This window comes from Alcanivorax limicola, assembly GCF_019931215.1.
Lineage (GTDB): Bacteria > Pseudomonadota > Gammaproteobacteria > Pseudomonadales > Alcanivoracaceae > Isoalcanivorax > Isoalcanivorax limicola.
Genome location: NZ_JAIOUB010000003.1, coordinates 191,133 through 212,515, shown reverse-complemented (window position 1 = coordinate 212,515; position 21,383 = coordinate 191,133). Strand labels below are relative to the sequence as shown.

24 protein-coding genes and 1 other RNA gene are annotated in these 21,383 nt (G+C 61.7%); 9 read left to right on the top strand and 16 right to left on the bottom strand.

What is annotated here, in order from left to right; all coding sequences use genetic code 11:
* Positions 1-2: 2 nt before the first annotated feature.
* From mraZ to rsmI, 3 genes are all read right to left on the bottom strand, one after another.
* Positions 3-452: a division/cell wall cluster transcriptional repressor MraZ gene (gene mraZ, locus K8B33_RS11150; RefSeq protein ID WP_223426436.1), complete on the bottom strand. Its 450-nt coding sequence runs from the start codon at positions 450-452 to the stop codon at positions 3-5.
* Positions 453-920: 468 nt separating this feature from the next.
* Positions 921-1,295, bottom strand: an RNA gene (gene rnpB / locus K8B33_RS11145) — RNase P RNA component class A.
* Between the two features lie 32 nt (positions 1,296-1,327).
* Positions 1,328-2,152: a 16S rRNA (cytidine(1402)-2'-O)-methyltransferase gene (rsmI, locus tag K8B33_RS11140; RefSeq protein WP_223426435.1), complete on the bottom strand. Its 825-nt coding sequence runs from the start codon at positions 2,150-2,152 to the stop codon at positions 1,328-1,330.
* Between the two features lie 78 nt (positions 2,153-2,230).
* Between rsmI and K8B33_RS11135 the strand changes: the two genes are divergently transcribed.
* From K8B33_RS11135 to K8B33_RS11120, 4 genes are all read left to right on the top strand, one after another.
* Positions 2,231-4,084 (top strand): penicillin-binding protein activator, encoded by a 1,854-nt coding sequence (locus tag K8B33_RS11135; protein ID WP_223426434.1) that lies wholly within the window; start codon positions 2,231-2,233, stop codon positions 4,082-4,084.
* 42 nt (positions 4,085-4,126) lie between these two features.
* Positions 4,127-4,510: a YraN family protein gene (locus tag K8B33_RS11130; protein WP_223426433.1), complete on the top strand. Its 384-nt coding sequence runs from the start codon at positions 4,127-4,129 to the stop codon at positions 4,508-4,510.
* Positions 4,511-4,587: 77 nt separating this feature from the next.
* Complete coding sequence (locus K8B33_RS11125) at positions 4,588-5,175, top strand: phosphoheptose isomerase (protein WP_223426432.1); 588 nt, start codon at positions 4,588-4,590, stop codon at positions 5,173-5,175.
* Complete coding sequence (locus K8B33_RS11120) at positions 5,175-5,768, top strand: BON domain-containing protein (protein WP_223426430.1); 594 nt, start codon at positions 5,175-5,177, stop codon at positions 5,766-5,768. The genes K8B33_RS11125 and K8B33_RS11120 overlap by 1 nt, the downstream gene beginning before the upstream one ends.
* Before the next feature lie 21 nt (positions 5,769-5,789).
* Here the strand turns inward: K8B33_RS11120 and K8B33_RS11115 are convergent, their stop codons facing one another.
* From K8B33_RS11115 to K8B33_RS11080, 8 genes are all read right to left on the bottom strand, one after another.
* Positions 5,790-6,227: a ClpXP protease specificity-enhancing factor gene (locus K8B33_RS11115; RefSeq protein ID WP_223427129.1), complete on the bottom strand. Its 438-nt coding sequence runs from the start codon at positions 6,225-6,227 to the stop codon at positions 5,790-5,792.
* A 40-nt stretch (positions 6,228-6,267) separates the two neighbouring features.
* Positions 6,268-6,906, bottom strand: coding sequence for a glutathione S-transferase N-terminal domain-containing protein (locus K8B33_RS11110; protein WP_223426429.1), 639 nt, complete (start codon positions 6,904-6,906; stop codon positions 6,268-6,270).
* Between the two features lie 100 nt (positions 6,907-7,006).
* Positions 7,007-7,660 (bottom strand): cytochrome c1, encoded by a 654-nt coding sequence (locus K8B33_RS11105; RefSeq protein ID WP_223426428.1) that lies wholly within the window; start codon positions 7,658-7,660, stop codon positions 7,007-7,009.
* On the bottom strand, positions 7,660-8,976 hold the full coding sequence (locus K8B33_RS11100; RefSeq protein ID WP_223426427.1) for a cytochrome b: 1,317 nt from the start codon (positions 8,974-8,976) through the stop codon (positions 7,660-7,662). The genes K8B33_RS11105 and K8B33_RS11100 overlap by 1 nt, the downstream gene beginning before the upstream one ends.
* Positions 8,976-9,569: a ubiquinol-cytochrome c reductase iron-sulfur subunit gene (gene petA, locus K8B33_RS11095; RefSeq protein WP_223426426.1), complete on the bottom strand. Its 594-nt coding sequence runs from the start codon at positions 9,567-9,569 to the stop codon at positions 8,976-8,978. The genes K8B33_RS11100 and petA overlap by 1 nt, the downstream gene beginning before the upstream one ends.
* A 221-nt stretch (positions 9,570-9,790) precedes the next feature.
* Entirely contained in the window at positions 9,791-10,186 is a 396-nt protein-coding gene (gene rpsI / locus K8B33_RS11090) for a 30S ribosomal protein S9 (RefSeq protein WP_223426425.1), read from the bottom strand.
* Positions 10,187-10,196: 10 nt separating this feature from the next.
* Positions 10,197-10,625, bottom strand: coding sequence for a 50S ribosomal protein L13 (rplM, locus tag K8B33_RS11085; RefSeq protein ID WP_223426423.1), 429 nt, complete (start codon positions 10,623-10,625; stop codon positions 10,197-10,199).
* Between the two features lie 160 nt (positions 10,626-10,785).
* Positions 10,786-12,183 carry a carotenoid oxygenase family protein gene (locus K8B33_RS11080; RefSeq protein WP_223426420.1) on the bottom strand — a complete coding sequence of 466 codons (1,398 nt, stop codon included), beginning with the start codon at positions 12,181-12,183 and terminating at the stop codon, positions 10,786-10,788.
* Between the two features lie 234 nt (positions 12,184-12,417).
* Here K8B33_RS11080 and K8B33_RS11075 point away from each other — a divergent pair, with 234 nt between their 5' ends.
* The 3 genes from K8B33_RS11075 to K8B33_RS11065 are packed head-to-tail and all read left to right on the top strand — an operon-like array spanning position 12,418 to position 14,721.
* Positions 12,418-13,455, top strand: coding sequence for an aldo/keto reductase (locus K8B33_RS11075; RefSeq protein ID WP_223426418.1), 1,038 nt, complete (start codon positions 12,418-12,420; stop codon positions 13,453-13,455).
* Positions 13,456-14,241: an SGNH/GDSL hydrolase family protein gene (locus K8B33_RS11070; RefSeq protein WP_223426415.1), complete on the top strand. Its 786-nt coding sequence runs from the start codon at positions 13,456-13,458 to the stop codon at positions 14,239-14,241.
* 51 nt (positions 14,242-14,292) lie between these two features.
* Positions 14,293-14,721 carry a host attachment protein gene (locus K8B33_RS11065; RefSeq protein WP_223426413.1) on the top strand — a complete coding sequence of 143 codons (429 nt, stop codon included), beginning with the start codon at positions 14,293-14,295 and terminating at the stop codon, positions 14,719-14,721.
* Positions 14,722-14,751: 30 nt separating this feature from the next.
* Here the strand turns inward: K8B33_RS11065 and K8B33_RS11060 are convergent, their stop codons facing one another.
* The 4 genes from K8B33_RS11060 to K8B33_RS11045 all read right to left on the bottom strand — a co-directional run bounded on the left by K8B33_RS11060 (position 14,752) and on the right by K8B33_RS11045 (position 18,636).
* The gene (locus K8B33_RS11060) at positions 14,752-15,210 is read right to left on the bottom strand and encodes a ferritin family protein (RefSeq protein WP_223426412.1); all 459 of its coding nucleotides are present in this window, start codon (positions 15,208-15,210) and stop codon (positions 14,752-14,754) included.
* Between the two features lie 305 nt (positions 15,211-15,515).
* Complete coding sequence (locus K8B33_RS11055; RefSeq protein WP_223426411.1) at positions 15,516-16,661, bottom strand: acyl-CoA dehydrogenase family protein; 1,146 nt, start codon at positions 16,659-16,661, stop codon at positions 15,516-15,518.
* Between the two features lie 109 nt (positions 16,662-16,770).
* The gene (gene zapE, locus K8B33_RS11050) at positions 16,771-17,853 is read right to left on the bottom strand and encodes a cell division protein ZapE (RefSeq protein ID WP_223426410.1); all 1,083 of its coding nucleotides are present in this window, start codon (positions 17,851-17,853) and stop codon (positions 16,771-16,773) included.
* 132 nt (positions 17,854-17,985) lie between these two features.
* The gene (locus K8B33_RS11045) at positions 17,986-18,636 is read right to left on the bottom strand and encodes an alpha/beta hydrolase (protein ID WP_223426409.1); all 651 of its coding nucleotides are present in this window, start codon (positions 18,634-18,636) and stop codon (positions 17,986-17,988) included.
* Between the two features lie 153 nt (positions 18,637-18,789).
* Here K8B33_RS11045 and K8B33_RS11040 point away from each other — a divergent pair, with 153 nt between their 5' ends.
* Positions 18,790-19,347, top strand: coding sequence for a YhcB family protein (locus K8B33_RS11040; RefSeq protein ID WP_223426408.1), 558 nt, complete (start codon positions 18,790-18,792; stop codon positions 19,345-19,347).
* Between the two features lie 41 nt (positions 19,348-19,388).
* Here K8B33_RS11040 and K8B33_RS11035 read toward each other — a convergent pair whose 3' ends face one another.
* The gene (locus K8B33_RS11035) at positions 19,389-20,138 is read right to left on the bottom strand and encodes a Nif3-like dinuclear metal center hexameric protein (RefSeq protein ID WP_317846220.1); all 750 of its coding nucleotides are present in this window, start codon (positions 20,136-20,138) and stop codon (positions 19,389-19,391) included.
* Positions 20,139-20,258: 120 nt separating this feature from the next.
* Here K8B33_RS11035 and K8B33_RS11030 point away from each other — a divergent pair, with 120 nt between their 5' ends.
* Positions 20,259-21,359: a trypsin-like peptidase domain-containing protein gene (locus K8B33_RS11030; protein ID WP_223426405.1), complete on the top strand. Its 1,101-nt coding sequence runs from the start codon at positions 20,259-20,261 to the stop codon at positions 21,357-21,359.
* Positions 21,360-21,383 lie beyond the last annotated feature (24 nt).

Below are 21,383 nucleotides of genomic sequence, written 5' to 3'. Positions count from 1 at the left end.
TATCAGAACGCCAGCTTCTGAACGCTTTCCGGCATGGCGGCGTGATCGAGCTGGTCGTATTGCGCCTGCTCGGCTTGCCATGCCGTTTCGCTCCAGATTTCGAAGCGGTGAATCTGCCCCACCAGCATGGCGCGCTTTTCCAACCCGATAAGCTCTCGCAATTCCACCGGGATCAGGTAGCGACCGCTGCCATCCATGTCCAGCTCAACGGCCTGGCCAAGGAAGCGGCGCTTGAGATAGCGCACCACGGGATCGGCATCACTGAGGCTCGCCACCTGGCGCGCCACGTCATTCCATTGCTGCTCGGGGTAGAGCGCCAGACAGGCGTCATAGGGATGGTGCGTCACAACGACACGACCACCGCAAGAGCTCTGCAGCTCATCACGGTGCCTGGTCGGTATCGCAAGACGCCCTTTGGCATCCAGATTGAGGGCACTGCGCCCACTAAACACGATGCTTACCCCGCTGTCGGTTCCATCCCATCCGGCCGAGCCTGCGTGCAGCCTGGCCGGAGGTCCGTGTGCAGGCCGCCGGATTCCATCCTTTAGCCCCTGAATTAGTCAGTGATAATCCCACTAATTCCCACTTTTCTCCACATTGCGACACTCTATGGCCGCAGCGAATTCAAAGTCAAGCTGGCGTGAGTAGCCGAATGTAAAAGAAAGCTTTTACGAATCAGGTGGTTAGGGCATATGAGCAGGAAGTGGAGACAAGTGGGGGTGGCACAGTGCCATGGGACTCTCAGGCTAATCAGCGAGGTGGCGAGCGCTTCTGAGAACTTACATTAAGAGCTAGATCAATTTCGAATATGAAACATACAAATAAAGCAAAAAAGAAATAACGACACCACTATTGAAAGGCCGCACAGCTCCCCTGACCAGGGAGCTGTGCGTCGCGCTATCAAAAGCACTGCCGGGAATAAGGTGGATCAACCGATAAGCCGGGTTCTGTCGTGGACAGTCATTCATCTGGGACCGGCGTCGCCGCCGGCCTCTAGCGACCTACCCGGATCCAGCGCGGGCCACGCCAACGGATCCCTATTTGGTCTTGCTCCGAGTGGGGTTTACCCTGCCACCGCTGTTGCCAGCGGCGCGGTGCGCTCTTACCGCACCTTTTCACCCTTACCTGTGCACCGTTTCCGAAGAAACAGGCCATCGGCGGTATATTCTCTGCGGCACTGGCCGTAGCCATACCGTCACCAGTATGGCCCCCAGGCGTTACCTGGCACCCTGCCCTGTGGAGCCCGGACTTTCCTCCAGCAATACGAGATTGCCAGCGACTGTCTGGTTGATCCGGGCGGGAGTGTACAGCCCGCCCCGGCTGGCGGCTATAGCGTTTCCAGCCAGGCGTACAGCTCCTGGCGTTTGCGCGGCGTCACGGCGGCCAGCACGCGGGCCGCACGAGAGGCCGGCAGTTCCTCAAGCAGCGCTTTGGCCAGGGGCAGCAATTCGGCGTTCTCGCGGGCACTGTCATCGGCACCCGCCAGCACCAGCACGATCTCGCCGCGCTGCTGATCGCTGTCGGCGGCAACCCAGGCCAGCAACTCCGCCACCGTTGCCCGGCGCACAGTTTCGAATTTCTTGGTCAACTCACGGCACAGCGCTATCTCGCGCTCGGCCGCGCCCGCCGCCACCAGGCTTTCCAGCAGTGCCAGCACCCGATGCGGCGCCTCGAACAGCACCGAGGTGGCGCTGTTGGCCAGAATGCGCTGCAACGCCTGCGCCCGCGGCCCGCCCTTGCTGGGCAGGAAGCCTTCAAACACAAAGCGGTCCGTCGGTAACCCGGCCACCGCCAGCGCGGCCAGCACAGCACTGGCGCCCGGGATCGGCACCACGGTGATGCCCGCCTCCTGGCAAGCGCGCACCAGCCGATAGCCCGGATCGCTCACCAGCGGTGTGCCCGCATCGGAAATCAGCGCCACGGACTGCCCTGCCAGCAACTGTGCCACCAGCTTCGGGCTGCGCTCCGTCTCATTGTGGTCGTGACAGCTCACCAGCCGCGCACGGATATCCAGCGCATCCAGAAGCTGGCCACTGCGACGCGTGTCCTCCGCAGCGACCACATCCACCTCACCGAGGACCTGTAATGCGCGACGGGTAATGTCCCCGAGATGACCAATCGGCGTACTGACAATGTATAAAGTACCGGTCATTCGGGAACCTCTGTGGAGGGCTATAGACGAAGCGCATACAATAGTCGCTTCGTCTCAACAATTCGACCGCAGGTGATCATGCCCTTCTTCCAACGTTTCTGCCTGAGCCTGCTGGTGTTGTGCTGTGTCAGCGCCTGCACCACCACGCCGGCGACATCCTCCAGCCAGCCGCCAGCGCCCGCCACGGCACCGGAGCGTCTGGACAGTGCCCTCAATGCGCTGCAGGAGATGCGCGCCGCCGACCGCAACGCGCAGGCACTGGTCTGGGCAGAAGAGTATCTCACCGCAGAGCGCGTCCAGGACGCTGACGTCCTGCTCGAGAATATCGACGTGCGACGCCTGCAAGGCGATCAGCGACTGGAATGGATCCTGCTCAGCGCCCGGGTGCGGCTGACGCGTCAGGACGCCGATGGGGCGCTGGCGCTGCTGGACGACGAGACACTGCAAGCCGAGCGGCTGGCCAATGAAGCACCACTGGCACTGCAGAACCGGTATCTGCTGCTGCGCTCCGATGCACTGGCACTGCAGGGTGATCTGAGCGGCAGCCTGCGCGGACGTGTCGCCATGGACGCACAACTGGAGCGCGACGCGCAGCACTACAACCGCCAGATGATCTGGGCGCTGCTGATGCACCTGCCGCGCAACGAACTGGAAATCCTCGTCAGTGACAGCCAGGAAGACCTGCGGGGCTGGGCCGAGTTGGCGCAACTGTATCGCGACCCGATGGCCGATCTCGACAGCCAGGTGGCCGCACTGGAAGACTGGGAGCGGCAATGGTTCAGCCACCCGGCAGCCCTCGACAAGCCGCAGATGGTGCAGGCACTGCAGCAAGCCGTCAGGGAAAGACCGCGGCGCGTCGCTGTACTGTTGCCTTTCAACGGGCCTTTGGCTGACGCCGCGCAAGCCATTCGCGACGGCATGCTGACCGCCTACTACAGCGCCCTGGAGCAAGGCCATCCGGTGCCGGAGCTGCGCTTCATCGACAGCCAGCACGAGGATGTCGCCACCCTGTACAACCAGGCGCTGGTAGAAGGCGCAGACTTCATCATTGGCCCGCTGGAGCGGGACAAGGCCGAGCAGCTTGCCGAAGTAGCCCAGTTGCCGGTCACCACACTCACACTGAACTATACCGACCAACCGCCATTGGCAGAGCAGCTGTATCAATTCGGTCTGGCGCCGGAAGACGAAGCACGACAAGTCGCCCGGCAGGCCTACGAGGAAGGCGCGCGACTTGCCGGTGTGCTCTATCCGCGCACCGACTGGGGCCAGCGCGTGGCGGGCGCCTTCATTACCGAATGGCAACGCCTGGGCGGCGTGATCAGCACCGAGGCCACCTACGACGACAACGCCAGCGAAACAGTAAAGGGCATGCTCTCCCTCGGCCAGAGCGAAGCGCGCGCCCGGTCGCTGCGCCGCTATGCGCCAAGCAGTCTGGAGTTCGAACCGCGTCGGCGCCAGGATCTGGACTTTCTCTTCATGGCCGCCAATCCGGCCCAGGGGCGCCAGCTGAAACCGGCACTGAATTTCCACTACGCTGGCAATCTGCCGGTCTACAGTATCTCCAATATTTACAGCGGCCAGCCGGAGCCGGACCGCGACAATGACCTCAATGGCATCCGCTTTGTCGATCTGCCCTGGCTGCTGGACCGGGACTCCACGCTCCACGCTGCGGCGGCGCAGGCCTGGCCACAAGGCCACGGCCGTTATGAGCGTCTGTTTGCCATGGGCGTGGATGCCTATCGACTGCAAGCGCGCCTGGCGCTGCTGCGCTCGGCGCCGGGCAGCAGCATGCCCGGTGCCACCGGTGCGTTGAGCCTGACCGACGACAACCGGGTGGAACGGCGCCTGGACTGGGCGCACTTCCGCCGCGGCACGCCACAGCGCCTGCCGGTGGTACAGCAACAGCGTGCGCTGCCGCGCCAGGGTAACTGAACACTTTTTTCAACAAGGCGCCCATTTTCAGGGAACGAACGCATGGAACGCGTGACGCAATATCTCAACCGGCGGCAGCAGGGAAGCGCCGCAGAGCGGGCAGCGGAACGCTGGCTGCAACAACAGGGCCTACGCACTGTGCAGCGCAATTTTCATTGCCGGCAGGGTGAGATCGACCTCATCATGCGCACCGGCAATACGCTGATCTTTGTCGAGGTGCGACTGCGGGGCTCCGGCGAATACGGCGGCGCGCTGGCGTCAGTCACACCGCGCAAGCAGCGGCGGCTGATCCATGCCGCGCGCTATTATCTGGCGCGCTATCCGTCATGCCACGATATGGACTGCCGCTTCGATGTGCTGGGCATGGCGCCGGACGGCGAGGGCTTTCACTTCGACTGGGTGACGGGCGCCTTCTACGCTGAATAGCACAGTAAATGATTTCTGACAGGTGATCGACGAATGACCATGACGACACGGAGCCCGGCCCACACCGGGGCTACATCATGAGTGTAGAGCGCGTACGGCAGACCTTTGTCGACAGCATCGAAACCCAGGTCAAGGCCGCGGAAGTCCTCCCGGATGTACTGGTCGTGGCCGGCCAGCGTATGGTCGAGTGCTTGCTGAGCGGCGGCAAGATGCTCAGCTGCGGCAACGGCGGCAGCGCCAGCCATGCGCAGCATTTTGCCAGCGCGTTGCTGAATCGCTTCGAGCGCGAGCGCCCTGCCCTGCCCGCCATGGCCATCGGCACGGATGCCACCACGCTCAGTGCAATTGCCAACGACTACAGCTACAACGAAACCTTCTCCAAACAGATTCGCGCGCTGGGCAATGGCGGCGACCTGTTGCTGGCAATATCGCCGCTGGGCCACTGCGGCAATGTCATTCAGGCCGTGCAGGCAGCCCATGACCGGGACATGAACGTCATCGCACTCACCGGCCACGAAGGCGGCGACATGGCCAACCTGTACGGCGCCGGCGACGTGGAAATTCGTATCCCGTCATCCGTCACCGCACGCATTCATGAAATACATCTGCTGGTCATACAGACTCTGTGTGATTATATCGATCAGCAACTTTTTGGAGGGGAATAATGGTCCGCTATCTGAAAGCGCTGCTGTGTGCAGCCTTGATCATCTCTGTCGTGCCGGCAACCACCGGCTGCGCACGTATGGTGGCCAGTTTCTCCGATGAGCCGGTGGACCAGAACCACGGCAAACGCACCTCCGGTGCGCGGGTGGAAGATCGCAGCATCGCGCGCAAGACACGCATCAATTTGTATCGCGCTGACGAGCGTTTTCGTCAGGCGCCGATGAAAGTGATCAGCTTCAATGGCAATGTATTACTGGTGGGCCAGGTGCCGGATGCCGCACTGAAAACCCGCGCCAGCGATATTGCCGGCCGCATTCGCCATGTCCGCAATGTGCACAACGAACTGCAGGTCAGCGCCAATCGTTCCTGGCTGTCACGCACCAGCGACACCTGGATTACCACCAAGACCAAAACCCGCTTGCTGTTTGATGGCGATGCGCCGGGACGGCGCACCAAGGTGATCACCGCCAATGGCGTGATTTATCTGATGGGGTTGTTGACCCGCGCAGAGGCGGACGCGGCGGTCGCGCAGGCACAGAAAGTCTACGGCACGCAGAAAATCGTCAAGATCATCGAATATATCGAAACGCCCTGACTCAATCGCCGGATCAGCCGCCTATTTGACGACCTTGAGCGTCGGGCGGCTGCTTTTGGCGCTGCCCCGGGAGCTATTGGAAGCACTGTCTGACGCATTGTCAGAAGGGCTGTCTGGTGAAGTGTCTGGTGGCGTTGGCTCAGGTGGCTGCAGGGTGGGCTCAAACGCCATGCCCTCGCCGTTCTCCCGCGCAAACACGGCAAGCACGGCTTCAACAGGCACGAAGATATTCATGGCCCGCCCGCCAAAGCGGGCAGAAAACGTGATGGCTTCGTTGCCGGCATCAATATGCTGGACTGCCGAAGGCGTGATGTTCAGGATGATCTGACCGTCGTTGACGAACTCCCGGGGCACAGTCACCCCGGGGTAGTTCGCATCCACCAGCAGATGTGTCGTCAATCCGTTATCACAGATCCACTCGTACACGGCCCGAATCAGATAGGGCCGGTTCGGCGTCATCTCTGGCACATCAACTCCTTTCTCTGCTCAGGGCGAGCCCTTACAGCGGATTGCGGATTTCCCGTTCCTGTTCGGACAGGCTGGCCTGGAAGCTGTCACGATTGAAGATGCGTTCGGCATAATCAATCAGCGGCTTGCACTGCTTGCCCGGCAACTCGACACCCAGATGATTCAGGCGCCACAGGATCGGCACAATGGTGCAATCCACCAGCGTGAACTCTTCATTCATGAAGAACGGCTTTTCCGCAAACACCGGTGCGATGCTGGTCAATCCGTCACGCAGGGCCTTGCGGCGCTTGTTCAGTTCGGCTTCTTTCTCGGTGCCGGCCAGAATCGCATCCACATGCCCGCACCAGTCGCGCTCGATGCGATGGATCAGCAAACGGCTGTGCGCACGGGCTACCGGGTAGACCGGCAACAGGGGCGGATGCGGGAAGCGCTCATCAAGGTATTCCATGATGACATTGGACTGGAACAGCGTCAGTTCACGATCCACCAGTGTCGGCACTTCGTTGTAGGGATTCAGTGACGCCAGATCTTCCGGCTTGTCGTTATCGTCCACATCAACGATATCGACGGTCACCCCTTTTTCCGCCAGCACGATACGCACGCGATGGCTGTAATGATCCTTCGGACTGGAAAAAAAGGTCATCGAAGAACGTTTGGTCACAACGCCCATGGTATGTCATCTCCCGCGGCTTGTGCAGACAGTAAAGGTACAGACAGAAACAGGGCAGCCGCAATACGGCTACCCTGTTCGGCGCTGAAAATCGGGGATATTACTCCACGTCTTTCCAGTATTCCTTCTTCAGCAGGTAGGCCGGAATCCACAACAGAAACAGGAACGCCAGCACATACACACCAATGCGCTCAGCCTGGACGCGCACCGGCTCACCTACGTAGGTGAGGAAGTTGGTGATATCAAGCATGGCGCGACGGAATTCCTGCTCGCCCAGCTCTTCTTCAACAGCGGCCATCACGTGGGGCATGCCCACATTCTCGAACACTCTGTTGTTGTATCCGTAAGGCTGCTCTTCATCCTCATAGAAGTTGATGAGGTAAGAATAAACCCAGTCTGGCGTGCGCAGACGTGCGGTGTTGGTCAGATCCGGCGGTGCTGCACCGAACCAGGCCGCCGCCTCGTCTTTCGGCATCGCGATCTGCATGGTGTCACCAATCCGGTCGCTGGTGAAGTTCAGGTGCTTCAACACCAGCTCTTCCGGAATGTTGAGACCGGTGCCCACACGCACGTAACGCTCGTATTCCAGCGAATGGCAGCCCATGCAGTAGTTCATGAACAGCTGCGCACCGCGCTGCATGGACGCCTTGTCCTTCAGATTGACCGGCGCACGCTCGACGTGCTCATTGTAACCACCGGCCGCCATGGCCAGCATTGGAAGACAGCTGAGTAGCACAACAGCAAGCTTTTTCATCAGTGGCCTCCGGTCACACGGTCAGGTACCGGCTTGGATTTCTCGAAGCGGTGCCCGAACGGCAGGACGAACAGGAAAAAGAAGAAGTAGTAGACCGTACCCAGGCCAGCCAGATGGGTGTAAGTCACATCCCCACCTTCCATGAACGGCATGGAGAAGGCCACCTGATCCGGCTGGGTGCCAAAGTAGCCCAGCACCACGAAGACAAAGGCAAACAGCATCAGCGTCACTTTGCTGAACATACCCTTGTAGCGGATCGACTTGACCGGATGACGGTCCAGCCACGGCACCACAAACAGGATAGCGATAGCACCGCCCATCACAATCAGGCCCCAGGACTTGGCGTCCAGCAGGATGCTGAAGGTGGTAGCACGCAACATGGCGTAGTAAGGGCCGTAGTACCAGACCGGCGCAATATGGTCAGGCGTCGCCAGCGGGTTTGCAGGCTCGAAGTTCGGACGCTCGATGAAGTAGCCGCCGCCCTCCGGGAAGAAGAACACCACCACGGCGAAGACCATCAGGAACACTACGATGCCCGCCAGATCCTTCACGGTGTAGTAAGGGTGGAACGGGATGCCATCTTTGGGAATGCCGTTCTCGTCCTTGTGCTTCTTGATCTCCACGCCATCCGGGTTGTTGGACCCCACTTCGTGGAGCGCCAGGATGTGCAGCACCACCAGTGCAACCAGCACCAGCGGAATGGCCACAACGTGCAGCGCGAAGAACTTGTTCACTGTGGCGTCGGAGAGCAGATAGTCACCACGCACCCAGGTGGTCAGCGCTTCACCCATGGCGGCTGATTGCGCACCATCCACAAACGGGATGATCTGGAACGGAATCGCTTCCGCCAGCGAGATGATCACCTGCGCACCCCAGTAGGACATGTTGCCCCAGGGCAGCACATAACCCAGGAAGCCTTCTGCCATCAGTGCCAGGTAGATCATCATGCCGAAGATCCACACCAGCTCACGCGGCGGCTTGTAGGAGCCATACAGCAGACCGCGGAACATGTGCAGATAGACCACCGCGAAGAAGGCCGAGGCGCCTACGGCGTGCATGTAGCGAATCAGCCAGCCGAATTGCACATCACGCATGATGTACTCCACCGATGCAAAGGCATCCGTGGGGGAATAGAACATGGTCAGCCAGATACCGGTGAGCAGCTGGTTGACCAGCACCACCAGAGAGAAAACACCGAAGTAGTACCAGAAGTTGAAGTTTTTCGGCGCATAGTACTCGGACATATGCTTGCGAAACGCTTCGACCACCGGCAGACGCGCGTCCACCCAGTTAACGAGACCCTTTACGATAGCCATTATGCGGTCTCTCCTTCTTCAGAACCGACGATGATGACAGCATCATCCAGGTAGGAGTGAGGCGGCACCACCAGGTTGGTGGGCGCTGGCACGCCGCGATACACACGGCCGGCAAAGTCGAACGTGGAGTTGTGGCAGGGGCAGAAGAAGCCACCATGCTGCAACTGCACCGTCGGCCGCGGAATGTAGGTCGGCGAACAACCCAGGTGCGTACAGGTGCCGATCAGCACCAGCACTTCCGGCTTGATGGAACGATACACGTTCTGCGCGTAGGCAGGCTGCTGTGTGCCCACTTCCGACTGCGGGTCGCGCAGCGTCGCGGTGTCACTCAGCTCATCCAGGCCCGCCAGCATTTCCGGCGTGCGGCGTACAATCCAGACGGGCTGGCCGCGCCATTCACGCACCACGCGCTGTCCGGCTTCAAGCTTGCTGATATCAATGGTGACCGGGGCGCCGGCATTTTCTGCACGGGCACTGGGCTGCCATGATTTTACGAAGGGCACTGCCACACCGACCGCACCTACAGCACCGACAGCAGATGTCAGGCCAATCAGAAAGGTACGCCGGCTGGTGTTTACGCCGTCTTTACTCATCGAGATGATCTCCCCTGGAGGCTACTCCCCATCCCGGGCTCGGGTGGTACGGTTTGTGCGGGCATAACCCCACAAACCGGGCGGAATAAGGCGCGGCAAATAGTAAAGAAAAAGACCATGACTGACAACCGGCTTGACTGCTTTTAGGCGCCGATATGTCGCTGATTTACGCACAAAAAAGCCCAGCCATAATGACTGGGCTCTGATGCGTCCAGCGTGAATTAACGCTTGGAGAACTGCGGACGCTTGCGCGCCTTGTGAAGACCGATCTTCTTACGCTCGACTTCACGGGCATCACGGGTCACGTAACCGGCACGACGCAGCGGCGGACGCAGCGCTTCGTCATAATCCATCAGTGCACGGGTGATACCGTGGCGAATGGCACCGGCCTGGCCGGTAGTGCCGCCACCGCTGACAGTGACGAGCACGTCGAAGCGGTCAGTCATTTCAGCCAGCTCGAGCGGCTGACGCACCACCATACGGGCGGTTTCACGACCGAAGTACTCGTCCAGAGGACGACCATTAACGATGATCTTGCCGCTGCCCTGACGCAGGAATACGCGTGCTGCAGAGGTCTTGCGTCGGCCAGTGCCGTAATTGGATGCTACCGTTGCCATCAAATACCCCTTAGATTTCCAGTGCTTGCGGCTGCTGCGCGGTGTGCGGATGCTCAGCGCCAGCATACACTTTCAATTTGCTCAACATGGCGCGGCCCAGCGGGTTACGCGGCATCATGCCCTTCACGGCCAGTTCAAGCACCTGCTCAGGCTTCTTCGCGATCAGGGTTTCGAAATTGGCTTGCTTGATACCACCCGGAAAACCGCTGTGGCGATAGTACATCTTGTCACTGGCTTTCTTGCCGGTCACGTGCACTTTCTCTGCATTGACGACAACGATGTAGTCACCGGTGTCGACGTGCGGTGTGAACTCAGGCTTGTGCTTGCCACGCAGACGCGTTGCGATCTCGCTGGCCAGACGACCCAGCGTCTTGCCGGAAGCGTCTACCACATACCAGTCGCGCTTGACGCTGTCCGGTTTGGCGCTGAAGGTTTTCATGAATCTGCCCCAAAATCAGGAATTTACGGGTAATTGGACCCATCGGAGGCGGCGACACAGCACCACCTGCGAATAAGAGAGCGCGGATTGTACCCAAGGGGGTCAATCAAGACAAGCGCCAATAGCGCCTGCTCGCTCACTGTCTTGCTCATTGGGCCATTCATTGAATGTAGCCGCAGTGAAATCCGAATGGCACAGGGTTGCGCAGTGGCACGGCGGCCACTTCGCCCAGTGTGTCACTGCGGGCATCCAGCAGCACCACTTCACTGCGGTGCGTGGCCGCATCATACACCACCGCACACAGGTAACCATCCCCCTCCGCGTCTCCCTCGGGCACAAACATCGCCTCGGACGTGAAGCGCCCCGGCCCCAGATCATGCACCACCACCTCGCCACTGCGGGTATCCAGCCGCTGGATGGCATTGAAGAAGCCGGGCGTGCCGTTGTCCGCGATGGCCGCAGTGTACAGATAGCGGCTTTCACGGCCGCTGTAGCGCAGATCAAACTGCGGGAACTCACACCCCAGCCGGGTCGGCAGTGCCGCCTCACGCACTGCGCCGGTACGCAGATTGAAGCGATACTGCCAGGGCTTGCCGCCCTCCGCCGCACTGCTGCCGAACACATCCCGCAACTGCCCCGCCACGGCGAAGTCCTCGAAGCGAATCAGGTCCACCACCAGTTCCTCGCCTTCCTCCCGGCAATTCCCGTAGTGGAACAACACAAAAGGTGCGAGCTCGAACACCCGCTCCACCTTCAGGGTCTCCAGGCTGACGACATACGCCTTCATGCCCCATTCAGGGCGATATTCGATGGCCTCATCGAACGCCTTGCGCCCGAACACGAACGGCCAGACGCTGGCCATGCCCAGCGGATGCACCAGCAGCACCAGATGCCGCCCCGACAGCCCCGACCCGTGCACAAAGGCCAGATGATCGATATTGAAGTGCCGCTTGCGCGTCAGCCGCCCGGCGGGATTGATCTCGTACAGATTGATGCGCGGCCCGCCCGGCCCTATCGTGACGCCGTGGTTATAGTAGTAGCCGGTCTGCGGGTGAGTATGACCGTGGGCGCTGAACGGATCAGCCAGCCCCAGCGCGCCATCGAAGTTGCATTCTCCGAGAGTTTCGAGCGTTTGCGGGTCCAGCGCCCAGGGCCGCCCCCCTTCCCACAGCGCCAGCAAGCGCCCGCCATGGTTGGCAATACTGGTATTCGCCGCATTGGCCGGCGGCCGACCGATATTCTTCAGCTGCCCACCGGGCGCGTTGTGGCCGAAACTGCGGCACACAATCCTGCCCGCCGCCGTTTCCTTGAGGTACTTGGGGGTGCGCACATAGCGGTTTCGGTACCAGGCCCCGTCATCGGTGAAGGTCAGCGCATGCACCATGCCATCGCCGTCGAACCAGTGGCCGAAGGTGTCCTCACCAATGCGATTGCGCCCGGGACCGATACGCAGGAAGGTGCCCCGCACTGTCGGCGGAATACGACCGCGCACCGCGCTGTTGGGAATCGTGTAGCTGAACTCCTGCTCCAGCGCCTCGAATCCACCCACATGCGCCATACGCGGATCATCTGAAGACCTGCCTGCCAACGCCATGAACACTCCCGGGGAACCGGCCGGTTCCAATCCATCAGAACCCTCTGGTATAAAGCGATCCGCCCGCGCAGACAAGCCTATACAGACCTGCGCCATGTATATCCGCGTCAATCACCACCGATTGCTGCCCTACCGGCAACGGCACAGCCTCGTTATCATCGGGGCCACGCAAGAACCCAACCGTCACTGGAGCACACCATGGAATACCGCCGTCTTGGCCGCACCGACCTGAACGTCAGCGCCCTGTGCCTGGGCACCATGACCTGGGGCAAGCAGAACACCCAGGAGGAAGGCTTTGCGCAGATGGACCTGGCGGTAGAGCACGGCATCAACTTCTTCGATACCGCCGAGATGTACGCCGTGCCCACGTCCGCAGACACTGCTGGCAAGACGGAAGAGATCATCGGTAACTGGTTTGCCCGCAGCGGACGCCGCCAGGACATCATTCTGGCCACCAAGGCCGCCGGCCCCGGCGACTGGATCAGCCATATCCGCGGCGGCCCGCGCCTCAACCGCCAGCACCTGGAGGAAGCCGTAGAAGGCAGCCTGCGCCGCCTGCAGACCGACGTCATCGACCTGTATCAACTGCACTGGCCCGAACGCAGCACCAACTTCTTCGGCCGCCTGGGCTACAAGCACCGCCAGGACGACGCCGCCGTGCCGATTGAAGAGACCATCGAAGTGCTGGACGGCCTGGTCAAGGCCGGCAAGATTCGCCACTACGGCCTCTCCAACGAAACCGCCTGGGGCACCATGAAGTACGTCATGGAAGCCGAACGCCTGGGCGCGCCCCGCCCGGTGTCGATCCAGAACCCCTACTCCTTGCTCAACCGCAGCTTCGAAGTCGGCCTGGCCGAAGTGGCCCACCGCGAAGACATCGGCCTGCTGGCCTACTCCCCGCTGGCCTTCGGCATGCTCTCCGGCAAATACCGCAACGACACCTGGCCGGAGGCGGCCCGTCTGACACTGTTCAAGCAGTTCTCGCGCTACACCAACCCGCAGGCTGCCGCCGCCACAGAGAAGTACTGCCAACTGGCCGAAGCCCACGGCCTCAACCCGGCGCAACTGGCCCTGCAATACGTGACCAGCCGCCCGTTCGTGACCAGCAACATCATCGGCGCCACCGACCTCACCCAGCTGGAAACCAACCTGCGCAGCATCGAGGTCCCCCTGGACAAGACACTGGAAAAAGCACTGGAGGCGATCCACGCCGAACACCCTTACCCGGCGCCCTGAGTGCGCACGCTGCTGTTGTGGCTGCTGTTGTGGCTGCTGTTCTGGCTGCTGGCACTGGTGTTACTGCCAGTGCTGGCCGTGCAAGCGCGCCGCACCCGACGCACCGCCCTGCGCCTGCCCGAGGCGGACGGTCCCCGGACAGACCAGTGCCACCCGCCCGGCGGCCCCACCGGCCCGCCACTGCATTGCCTGATCATTGGCGAATCCCCGGTGGCCGGCGTCGGCGTACAGACCCAGGCCGACGGCGCCGGACCGGCCCTGGCGAAGCCCCTGGCCGCCCTCACCGGCCGCAGCGTGCGCTGGCAGTGCCACGGCCGCAATGGGCTGCGACTGGCCGCGCTGCTCGCGCAGCCGTTGCCCGATTCCGTACCCGCGCATGAACCTGGCGCAGATCTCCTGCTGGTGATGATGGGCGTGAACGACACCACCGGCCTGACAACGCTGCGACACTGGCGTACACAGCTGCATACCCTCATCAACACCCTGCAACACCTGCAGCCTGCCGCCCGGATCGCCTTTGCGCCGGTGCCACCGATGCATCGCTTCAGCGCCCTGCCCCAGCCCCTGCGCGCCGTCATCGGCCTGCGCGCACGCCTGCTGGATCACGGCCTGCGCCAGGTGAGCGCCGCCCGGGGCTGCCCGGTGCTGGATTACGGCGACCTCAGCGACCCGGCACTGCTGGCCGAAGACGGCTACCACCCCTCCGCCGCAGGCTTTAGCGCCATGGGCGAGCGCCTCGCCCGACAGGCGATTGAGAAACTTTCTGATCTGAGTCAGTCTGACTAGACAGAGACCATGACACATGGCCATTTCGTCATCCCGTACAGGAGGCGCCCCATGGACAAGACCTGGATCGTTGTCGCCGAAAGCTCCCGCGCTCGTATTTTCTCTGCCCTCAACCGGGTACAACCCCCACAGGAAATCGAAAGCTTCGCCTTCCCCGAAAGCCGACTGAAAGACCAGGACATCTACAGCGACCGCCCCGGCCGCACCTTCGAAAGCGCCAACGAAAGCCGTAGCGCCATGGAGCCACCGGACGTGCGCGACCAGCAACACCACACCTTCGCCCGCACCATTACCGAGGCCCTGGAAAAAGGCCGCATAAAAGGCAAATTCGACAAGCTGGTGATCATTTCACCCCCCGCCTTTCTCGGCGCCCTGCGCCACACCCTGAACGGGCACCTGGGCAAGATGGTGGACAAGACCATCCAGAAAAATCTGGCCGGGGAGGATGTGGAGACGATCAGGCGGTATGTGTTTGATTGATGCTGGGCTAGCGACCAGCACGGTAGCGGGTCAGAGATCTTCCAGCCGCAACGCATCCCGCGCCGTGCGCAGCTTCTCGCGGGTTTCCTGACTCGACAGGCTGTCAAACAGGCGCTGCACCCCGGGGGTGGGCGCCTTCGCGGCAAAGGTTTCGTACATGTCGATCAGCACATCATGGAAATCGAGCGCCAACGCCAGCACGGATTGCGTGTCGACCCTTTCCAGCGTTTCAGACAAGCTGTCGAGATCCGGCGGCAGCGCGATCTCCGGCGCCTGGTCGTACCAGGTGTTCAGCACTTCTGCACCAGCGTCCTCCTCATAATGCTGCAATGCCTCACTCAGCGCCCGTTCATGCTCCGCCAGATACTGCAGCAACATGCCAACCCGCTCCTGCTCCTGCCCCCTGGCCAGCCCGTCATAATCATTGGCGAGGGTATTATGAAAGCGGCGTGTCCATTCCAGTACATCCTTGATCCGACGAAAGCGCATGGCGGTGTCTCCTTGTAGTCATTGGAACATGATCAGCGCGGGAATGTGGGTGGGCACTGATCTGGGTCAAAGACAGGCGCAACTCCCGCCCTGCCGATCTTTTTGTCGCTTCTGTATGCGGGTCTTTTTACAAGCTGTCTGTGCGGCAGCCAACCGTCCCGGACGACGGAGGCGCGGGTGGGATTCCTGGCGAATGCGGCGTAGGAGGAGGGCGGTGTGCTGGGAGTGATGGTGAATGCAGTGTCATGCGGTGGGGATAAAAAAAGGCGGCCGTTTCGGGCCGCCTTTTTTATCGGGATCATGTATCAGTCGGCCAGGATTTTTTTGGCGATGATGGTTTTCATGATCTCGTTGGTGCCGCCGTAGATGCGCTGTACGCGGGCGTCGGCGAACATGCGGGCGATGGGGTATTCCCACATGTAGCCGTAGCCGCCGTGCAGCTGAAGGCACTCGTCGATCACTTTGCACTGCAGGTCGGTGATGTAGTACTTGGACGCTGCGGCAGTGGGGATATCCAGCTCGCCCTTGAGGTGCAGTTCGAGGCAGCGATCAACGTAGGCGCGGCCCACTTCGAGTTCGGTGTGCATCTCGGCCAGTTTGAACTGGGTGTTCTGGAATTCGGCGATGGATTTGCCGAAGGCCTTGCGGTCCTTGACGTATGCCACGGTCTGCTCGAAAGCGCTTTCTGCCATGGCCAGGCCGTTGATGGCGATGCCGAGGCGTTCCTGGGGCAGTTCTTCCATCAAGTAGATGAAGCCTTTGCCTTCTTCACCCAGCAGGGCTTCTTTCGGCAGGCGCACGTCCTGGAAAAACAGCTCGGAGGTGTCCTGGGCTTTCATGCCCACTTTTTTCAGGTTCTTGCCTTTCTCGAAGCCCGGGGTGCCGGCTTCAAGCAGGAACAGGCTGATGCCTTTGGCGCCCTTGGTCGGGTCAGTTTTGGCCACCACGATCACCAGGTCGGCATTCTGGCCGTTGGTGATGAAGGTTTTGGAGCCGTTGAGGATATAGCCGTCGCCATCCTTGACGGCGGTTGTCTTGATGCCCTGCAGGTCAGACCCGGCAGCGGGCTCGGACATGGCGATGGCGCCAATCATTTCGCCGCTGACCATCTTCGGCAGGATGCGCTGCTTCTGCTCTTCGCTGCCGTAGTGCTCCACATAGGGCGCCACGATTTCGGTGTGCAGGCCCCAGCCGATACCGGTCAGGCCAGCGCGGGAAATCTCTTCGCTGACGACAACGCTGTACAGGAAGTCGGTGCCCAGGCCGCCGTACTCTTCCGATACCATCGGGCAGAGGAAGCCTTGCTCGCCTGCCTTGCGCCACAGTTCCTTGGGTACCTGGCCGGTTTTTTCCCACTCTTCATGATGCGGGGTCGCTTCGTTTTCCAGAAACTTGCGCACGGTGTCGCGGAAGGTTTCGTGGTCAGACGAGAACAAAGTACGGGGGATCATGGTGTTTTCTCCTGTTGATGACGCCTCATGCTCGCACAGCCTAGTCAACCAGCTGTGAACACCTCAGCGCTTGTACGTCATTGTCAAATTTTCAGGTTTTTCCGGTCTGTCACGCCTTGTGTGCGCGCGCCAGGTACTCGTGTGACTGCATCTCCAGCAAGCGGCTGCGGGTGCGGTCAAATTCGAACTCCAGCCGGCCGCCGGCATAAAGGTCTTCGATCGGCACTTCCGCAGTCAGGATCAGCTTGACGCTGCGGTCGTAGAACTCGTCCACCATATTGATGAAGCGGCGCGCCAGATCATCGGTGGCGCCGCCCATCCGTTCCACATTGCCCAGCAGCACCGTGTGAAATTCACGGGCCAGCTCGATGTAATCGTTCTGGCTGCGCGGGCCGTCGCACAGGGCGCGGAAGTCGAACCAGGCAACATCGTCACTGACTTTGCGGGCGTGAATCACACGGCCTTCCACATTCAGGTCGACCTGTTCACGGTGGTTGCCGTGTTCTGTTTCCAGGGTGGCAAACCGCTCTGTCAGGAAGGCTTCCGAATTGTCGCCCAGGGGGCAGTGATACAGCTCTGCCTGCTCCAGCAGTCGCAGCCGGTAGTCGGTGCCGCCATCGACGTTGAGCACATGCGTGTGCGCCTTGATCAGCGCGATGGCGGGCAAGAAGCGCGCCCGCTGCAGCCCGTCGCGGTAGAGGCCGTCGGGCTCGATGTTCGACGTTGCCACCAGCGTCACGCCCTCTTCCAGCAGCACCTCGAGCAGGCCCGCCAGAATCATGGCATCGGTGATGTCCGTGACGAAGAACTCGTCAAAACATAGCACTCGCGTGGCCCGGGCAAAATCACGGGCAATGTTTACCAGTGGATTTTTCTGTCCTTGACGCGCACGCATCTCCTGGTGCACGTGCTGCATGAAGCGGTGGAAGTGCATGCGCCGCTTCTCCGGAAACGGCAGGGACTCGAAGAAGACGTCCATCAGGTAGGTCTTGCCGCGGCCCACGCCGCCCCACATATACAGGCCCTGTATGGCCTGCGGGCGGCGCCGGCGAAACAGGCCACCACGGCGGCCGGTGCCGGCCATCAGCGCGTGATACACGGCATCCAGCTGCTCAACGGCACGCTGCTGCGCCGGGTCATGGAAGAACTCCGGGCGGGTCAGGTCGCGCTGGTAGTGCTCAAGAGGAGTCATGGGCCCGCACTGTCTATTCGGGGCGGCCAATGTAGCGCCGGGGCGCACGGATGGCAATTCAGCCCGTCGTGGTTGTGGCGCCCGCCGCCACGAGCTGCCTGTCGCTGGAGTCCTGTCGTTAGAGTCCTGTCGTTAAAGTGCGCCGGGCAGGCGGCTGCGGGCCACCTCGGCCAGCGGGATCAGGCGCCCGTGGAAGAAATGCCCGGCGTCCGGTACGCGAATCAGATCCGGCGCCAGCGGGGTCTGCGCCGCCCATTGGAAGACGTCCTCAGCGGGCACCACTTCATCGTCTTCGCTTTGCACCACGGTGACCGGGCAGGCGGTATTGTCGATGCTGTTGAAATCGTAGTGGTGCACCGGCGGCGCTACCAGGAACAGGTGTCTGGCCGGGCGGCCGTTGTCCGCCAGGATGCGCGCGCCGCGCGCCGCCACGAAGCTGCCGAAGGAGAAGCCCGCCAGCCACAGTGGCAGACCTGGCCAGGCGTGGGACAACCATGCTTCGGCGGCCAGCAGGTCCTCGGTCTCACCCAGGCCGTCGCTGTAGGCGCCCTGGCTCTTGCCCACGCCACGGAAATTGAAGCGCAACACAGCGCCACCGGCCTCGCGGCAGGTCCGGCTGAGGGTGGTCACCACCTTGTTGCCCATGGTGCCGCCGAACAACGGGTGCGGATGACAGACAATGGCGCAGAAAGTCGGGGTGCCTTCCCCCTTCTCCAGCACCGCCTCCAGGCGCCCTTCAGGCCCCTGCAAGTCGCAGGTTTGGCGGGTATCGCTGGCTGTCATCGGTGGCTCCTTCTGATGGTGGACCATGCGGTAGCACGAATTCTAACAATTACCCGGCCACTCTGCTTGGCGCTGGAGGAACAGCTGTGCTGCAATAGGATCGTCTGTAACGATCCCTGACACTCCGTTCTTGATACCCCATGGGAGTAACGCATGGAAAACCTGACCGCCGTTCTGCTCACGTTTTTTGCCGGCCTGATCGTCGGCGGCGCAGCCACCGTCCTGCTGATGCCCGCCCGACGCCAGCGCAAGCAATTCGAGCAGGAGCGCGATGAGGCGCTGAGCACACTGGCGCGACATCGGGAAGAGGTGGACCACCATTTCCTGCGCACCGCCGAGTTGGTCAACCAGATGACCGCATCCTACCGGGCCGTGCACGATCACCTGTCCGAGGGGGCCCGTGGCCTGTGCAGCGAGCAGGGCCGGCGCCTGGCCATGGCCAAGTCACTGGACAGCCTGCCGGGCTACCCCGGCGAGCAACCGGGCAGCAGCGGTGATGTCAGCCAGCCGCTGGACTATGCGCCATCCGCCCAGGGCACGCTGTCGGAGGACTTTGGTCTGCGCCTCAAGGCCGAGGGGCCTTTCTCCCCTCTGGATGACTTTGCCCGGCCGAAAGATGATGCCGCCACAGCGGGCGTCGAACCGCCCCGGGACTATGCCGAAGGGTGTGAGGACCAGGGCTGCTCGACGGCAGACGAGAAGCGCGCCTGACAGCCGTTCAACACTGACCGCACCACAACAACCCGGTGCCCTCAGACCGGGTTGTCGATATCAATGAAGACGTGTTCGATGCCGAAGGTGTCCGCCAGCCACTGGCCCACCGCCTGCACCCCGTAACGCTCGGTGGCGTGGTGCCCGGCTGCGAAATAATGGATGCCGGTTTCGCGGGCGAAATGCACCGTCGGTTCGGAGATTTCGCCGCTGAGATAGGCGTCCACCCCCTGGGCCTGGGCCTGTTCGATAAAGCCCTGCGCCGCACCAGTACACCAGGCGATGGTTTCGATCTCGTCTTCTGTCTCACCGATATGCAGGGCTTCGCGGCCCACCACGTCCTCGACCAGGCGGGCAAATTCCAGTGCCGTCATCGGCTCTGGCAAGCGTCCCACCAGACCAATGCCGTCGTCCCCCAGCGGGCCCGTCACACTGAGACCGAGGCGGCGCCCCAATTCAGCGTTATTCCCCAGGCGCGGGTGGCAATCCAGCGGCAGGTGGTACGCAAACAGGTTCAGATCGTGGCGCAGCAGGGTCTGCAGGCGCTGCTTCTTCATGCCGCGCACCCGTGCGTCTTCGTTTTTCCAGAAGTAGCCGTGGTGCACCAGCACCGCATCCGCTTCTTCAATCACCGCCGCATCCAGCAAGGCCTGGCAGGCGGTTACGCCGGTCACCACACGACGAATCTGCTCGCGCCCCTCCACTTGCAGGCCATTGGGGCAGTAATCCCGATAGGACCCGGGAGCCAGCAGCTCGTCCAGAGCGTGCAGCATGTCGTCGCGTTTGAGCATGGAGCCTCCGTCAGGTGTGTTCCCCGTGAGCCAGGGCGCGCTTTTGCGCTATCAGCATCACGGTGGCACGGGTTCATCTGATACACTGCCGCCAATTGTACCTCAGCGGAAAAAAATGCGATGAAGCTGCTGAAATTCCTCGCCGGCCCGGCCCTGACCGGCGTGATTGTGGGCATGGGTGTGCTCTGGTGGCACCAGTCCGGCCCGGGGGCACCCAACGGCGGCGCGCCCGCCAGCATGGGACAGCTGGTGACCTCTTATTCCGAAGCCGTGTCTCGTGCCGCCCCGGCGGTGGCCAATATCTACACGACGCAGGTCATCACCCGCCGTGACGAGCCGGACGATCCCTTCTTTCAGCAGTTCATGGGAGAGCCGCGCCGGGAGCGCATTCTGTCCAGCCTCGGCTCTGCGGTCATCGTCTCCAGCGCCGGATACATGCTGACCAGTTATCACGTCATCCGCGATGCCGATGAAATTCTGGTGGCATTGCATGATGGCCGCGAGGCGAGAGCCCAGGTGGTCGGCACCGACCCGGAAACCGACCTGGCATTGTTGCAGATTTCGCTGGATAACCTGCCGGTCATCCGGCTGGACAACAGTGCGCCGAATGTCGGTGATGTGGTGCTGGCCATCGGCAACCCGCTGGGCGTGGGCCAGACCGTCTCCATGGGGATTGTCAGCGCCACCGGCCGCAACCTCGGCATTGCCACTTTCGAGAATTTCATCCAGACGGATGCGGCCATCAACCGGGGCAATTCCGGTGGTGCGCTGATTGATACCCGCGGCAACCTGATCGGCATCAACACGGCCATCCTGTCTGCCGGCGGGAGCTGGGAGGGCATGGGCTTCGCCTCGCCCGCCTCCACCGCCAGCAAGGTCATGACGGATCTGATCGAACATGGCCGGGTGATTCGTGGCTGGCTGGGTGTCACGGTGCAGGACATCACGCCGAATCTGGCGGCGTCGTTCGGGCTGGAAGAGGCCCGTGGCGGGCTGGTATCGGAAGTCGTGCGCAATGGTCCGGCCCATCAAGGCGGATTGCGTCCCGGCGATGTGCTCAGCGGTATCAACGGCAACCGGGTGCGCGACGGTTTTCAGGCCATGAACATCATTGCCGGCACGCGCCCCGACACCGAGCTTGAGCTGAACGTGATTCGCAACCGGGAACCGCTGACCTTGTCGGTGCTGATCGGCACACGCCCGCCCGCTGAAGAAAACTGACACGCCATCGGTGTTTGATGGGTG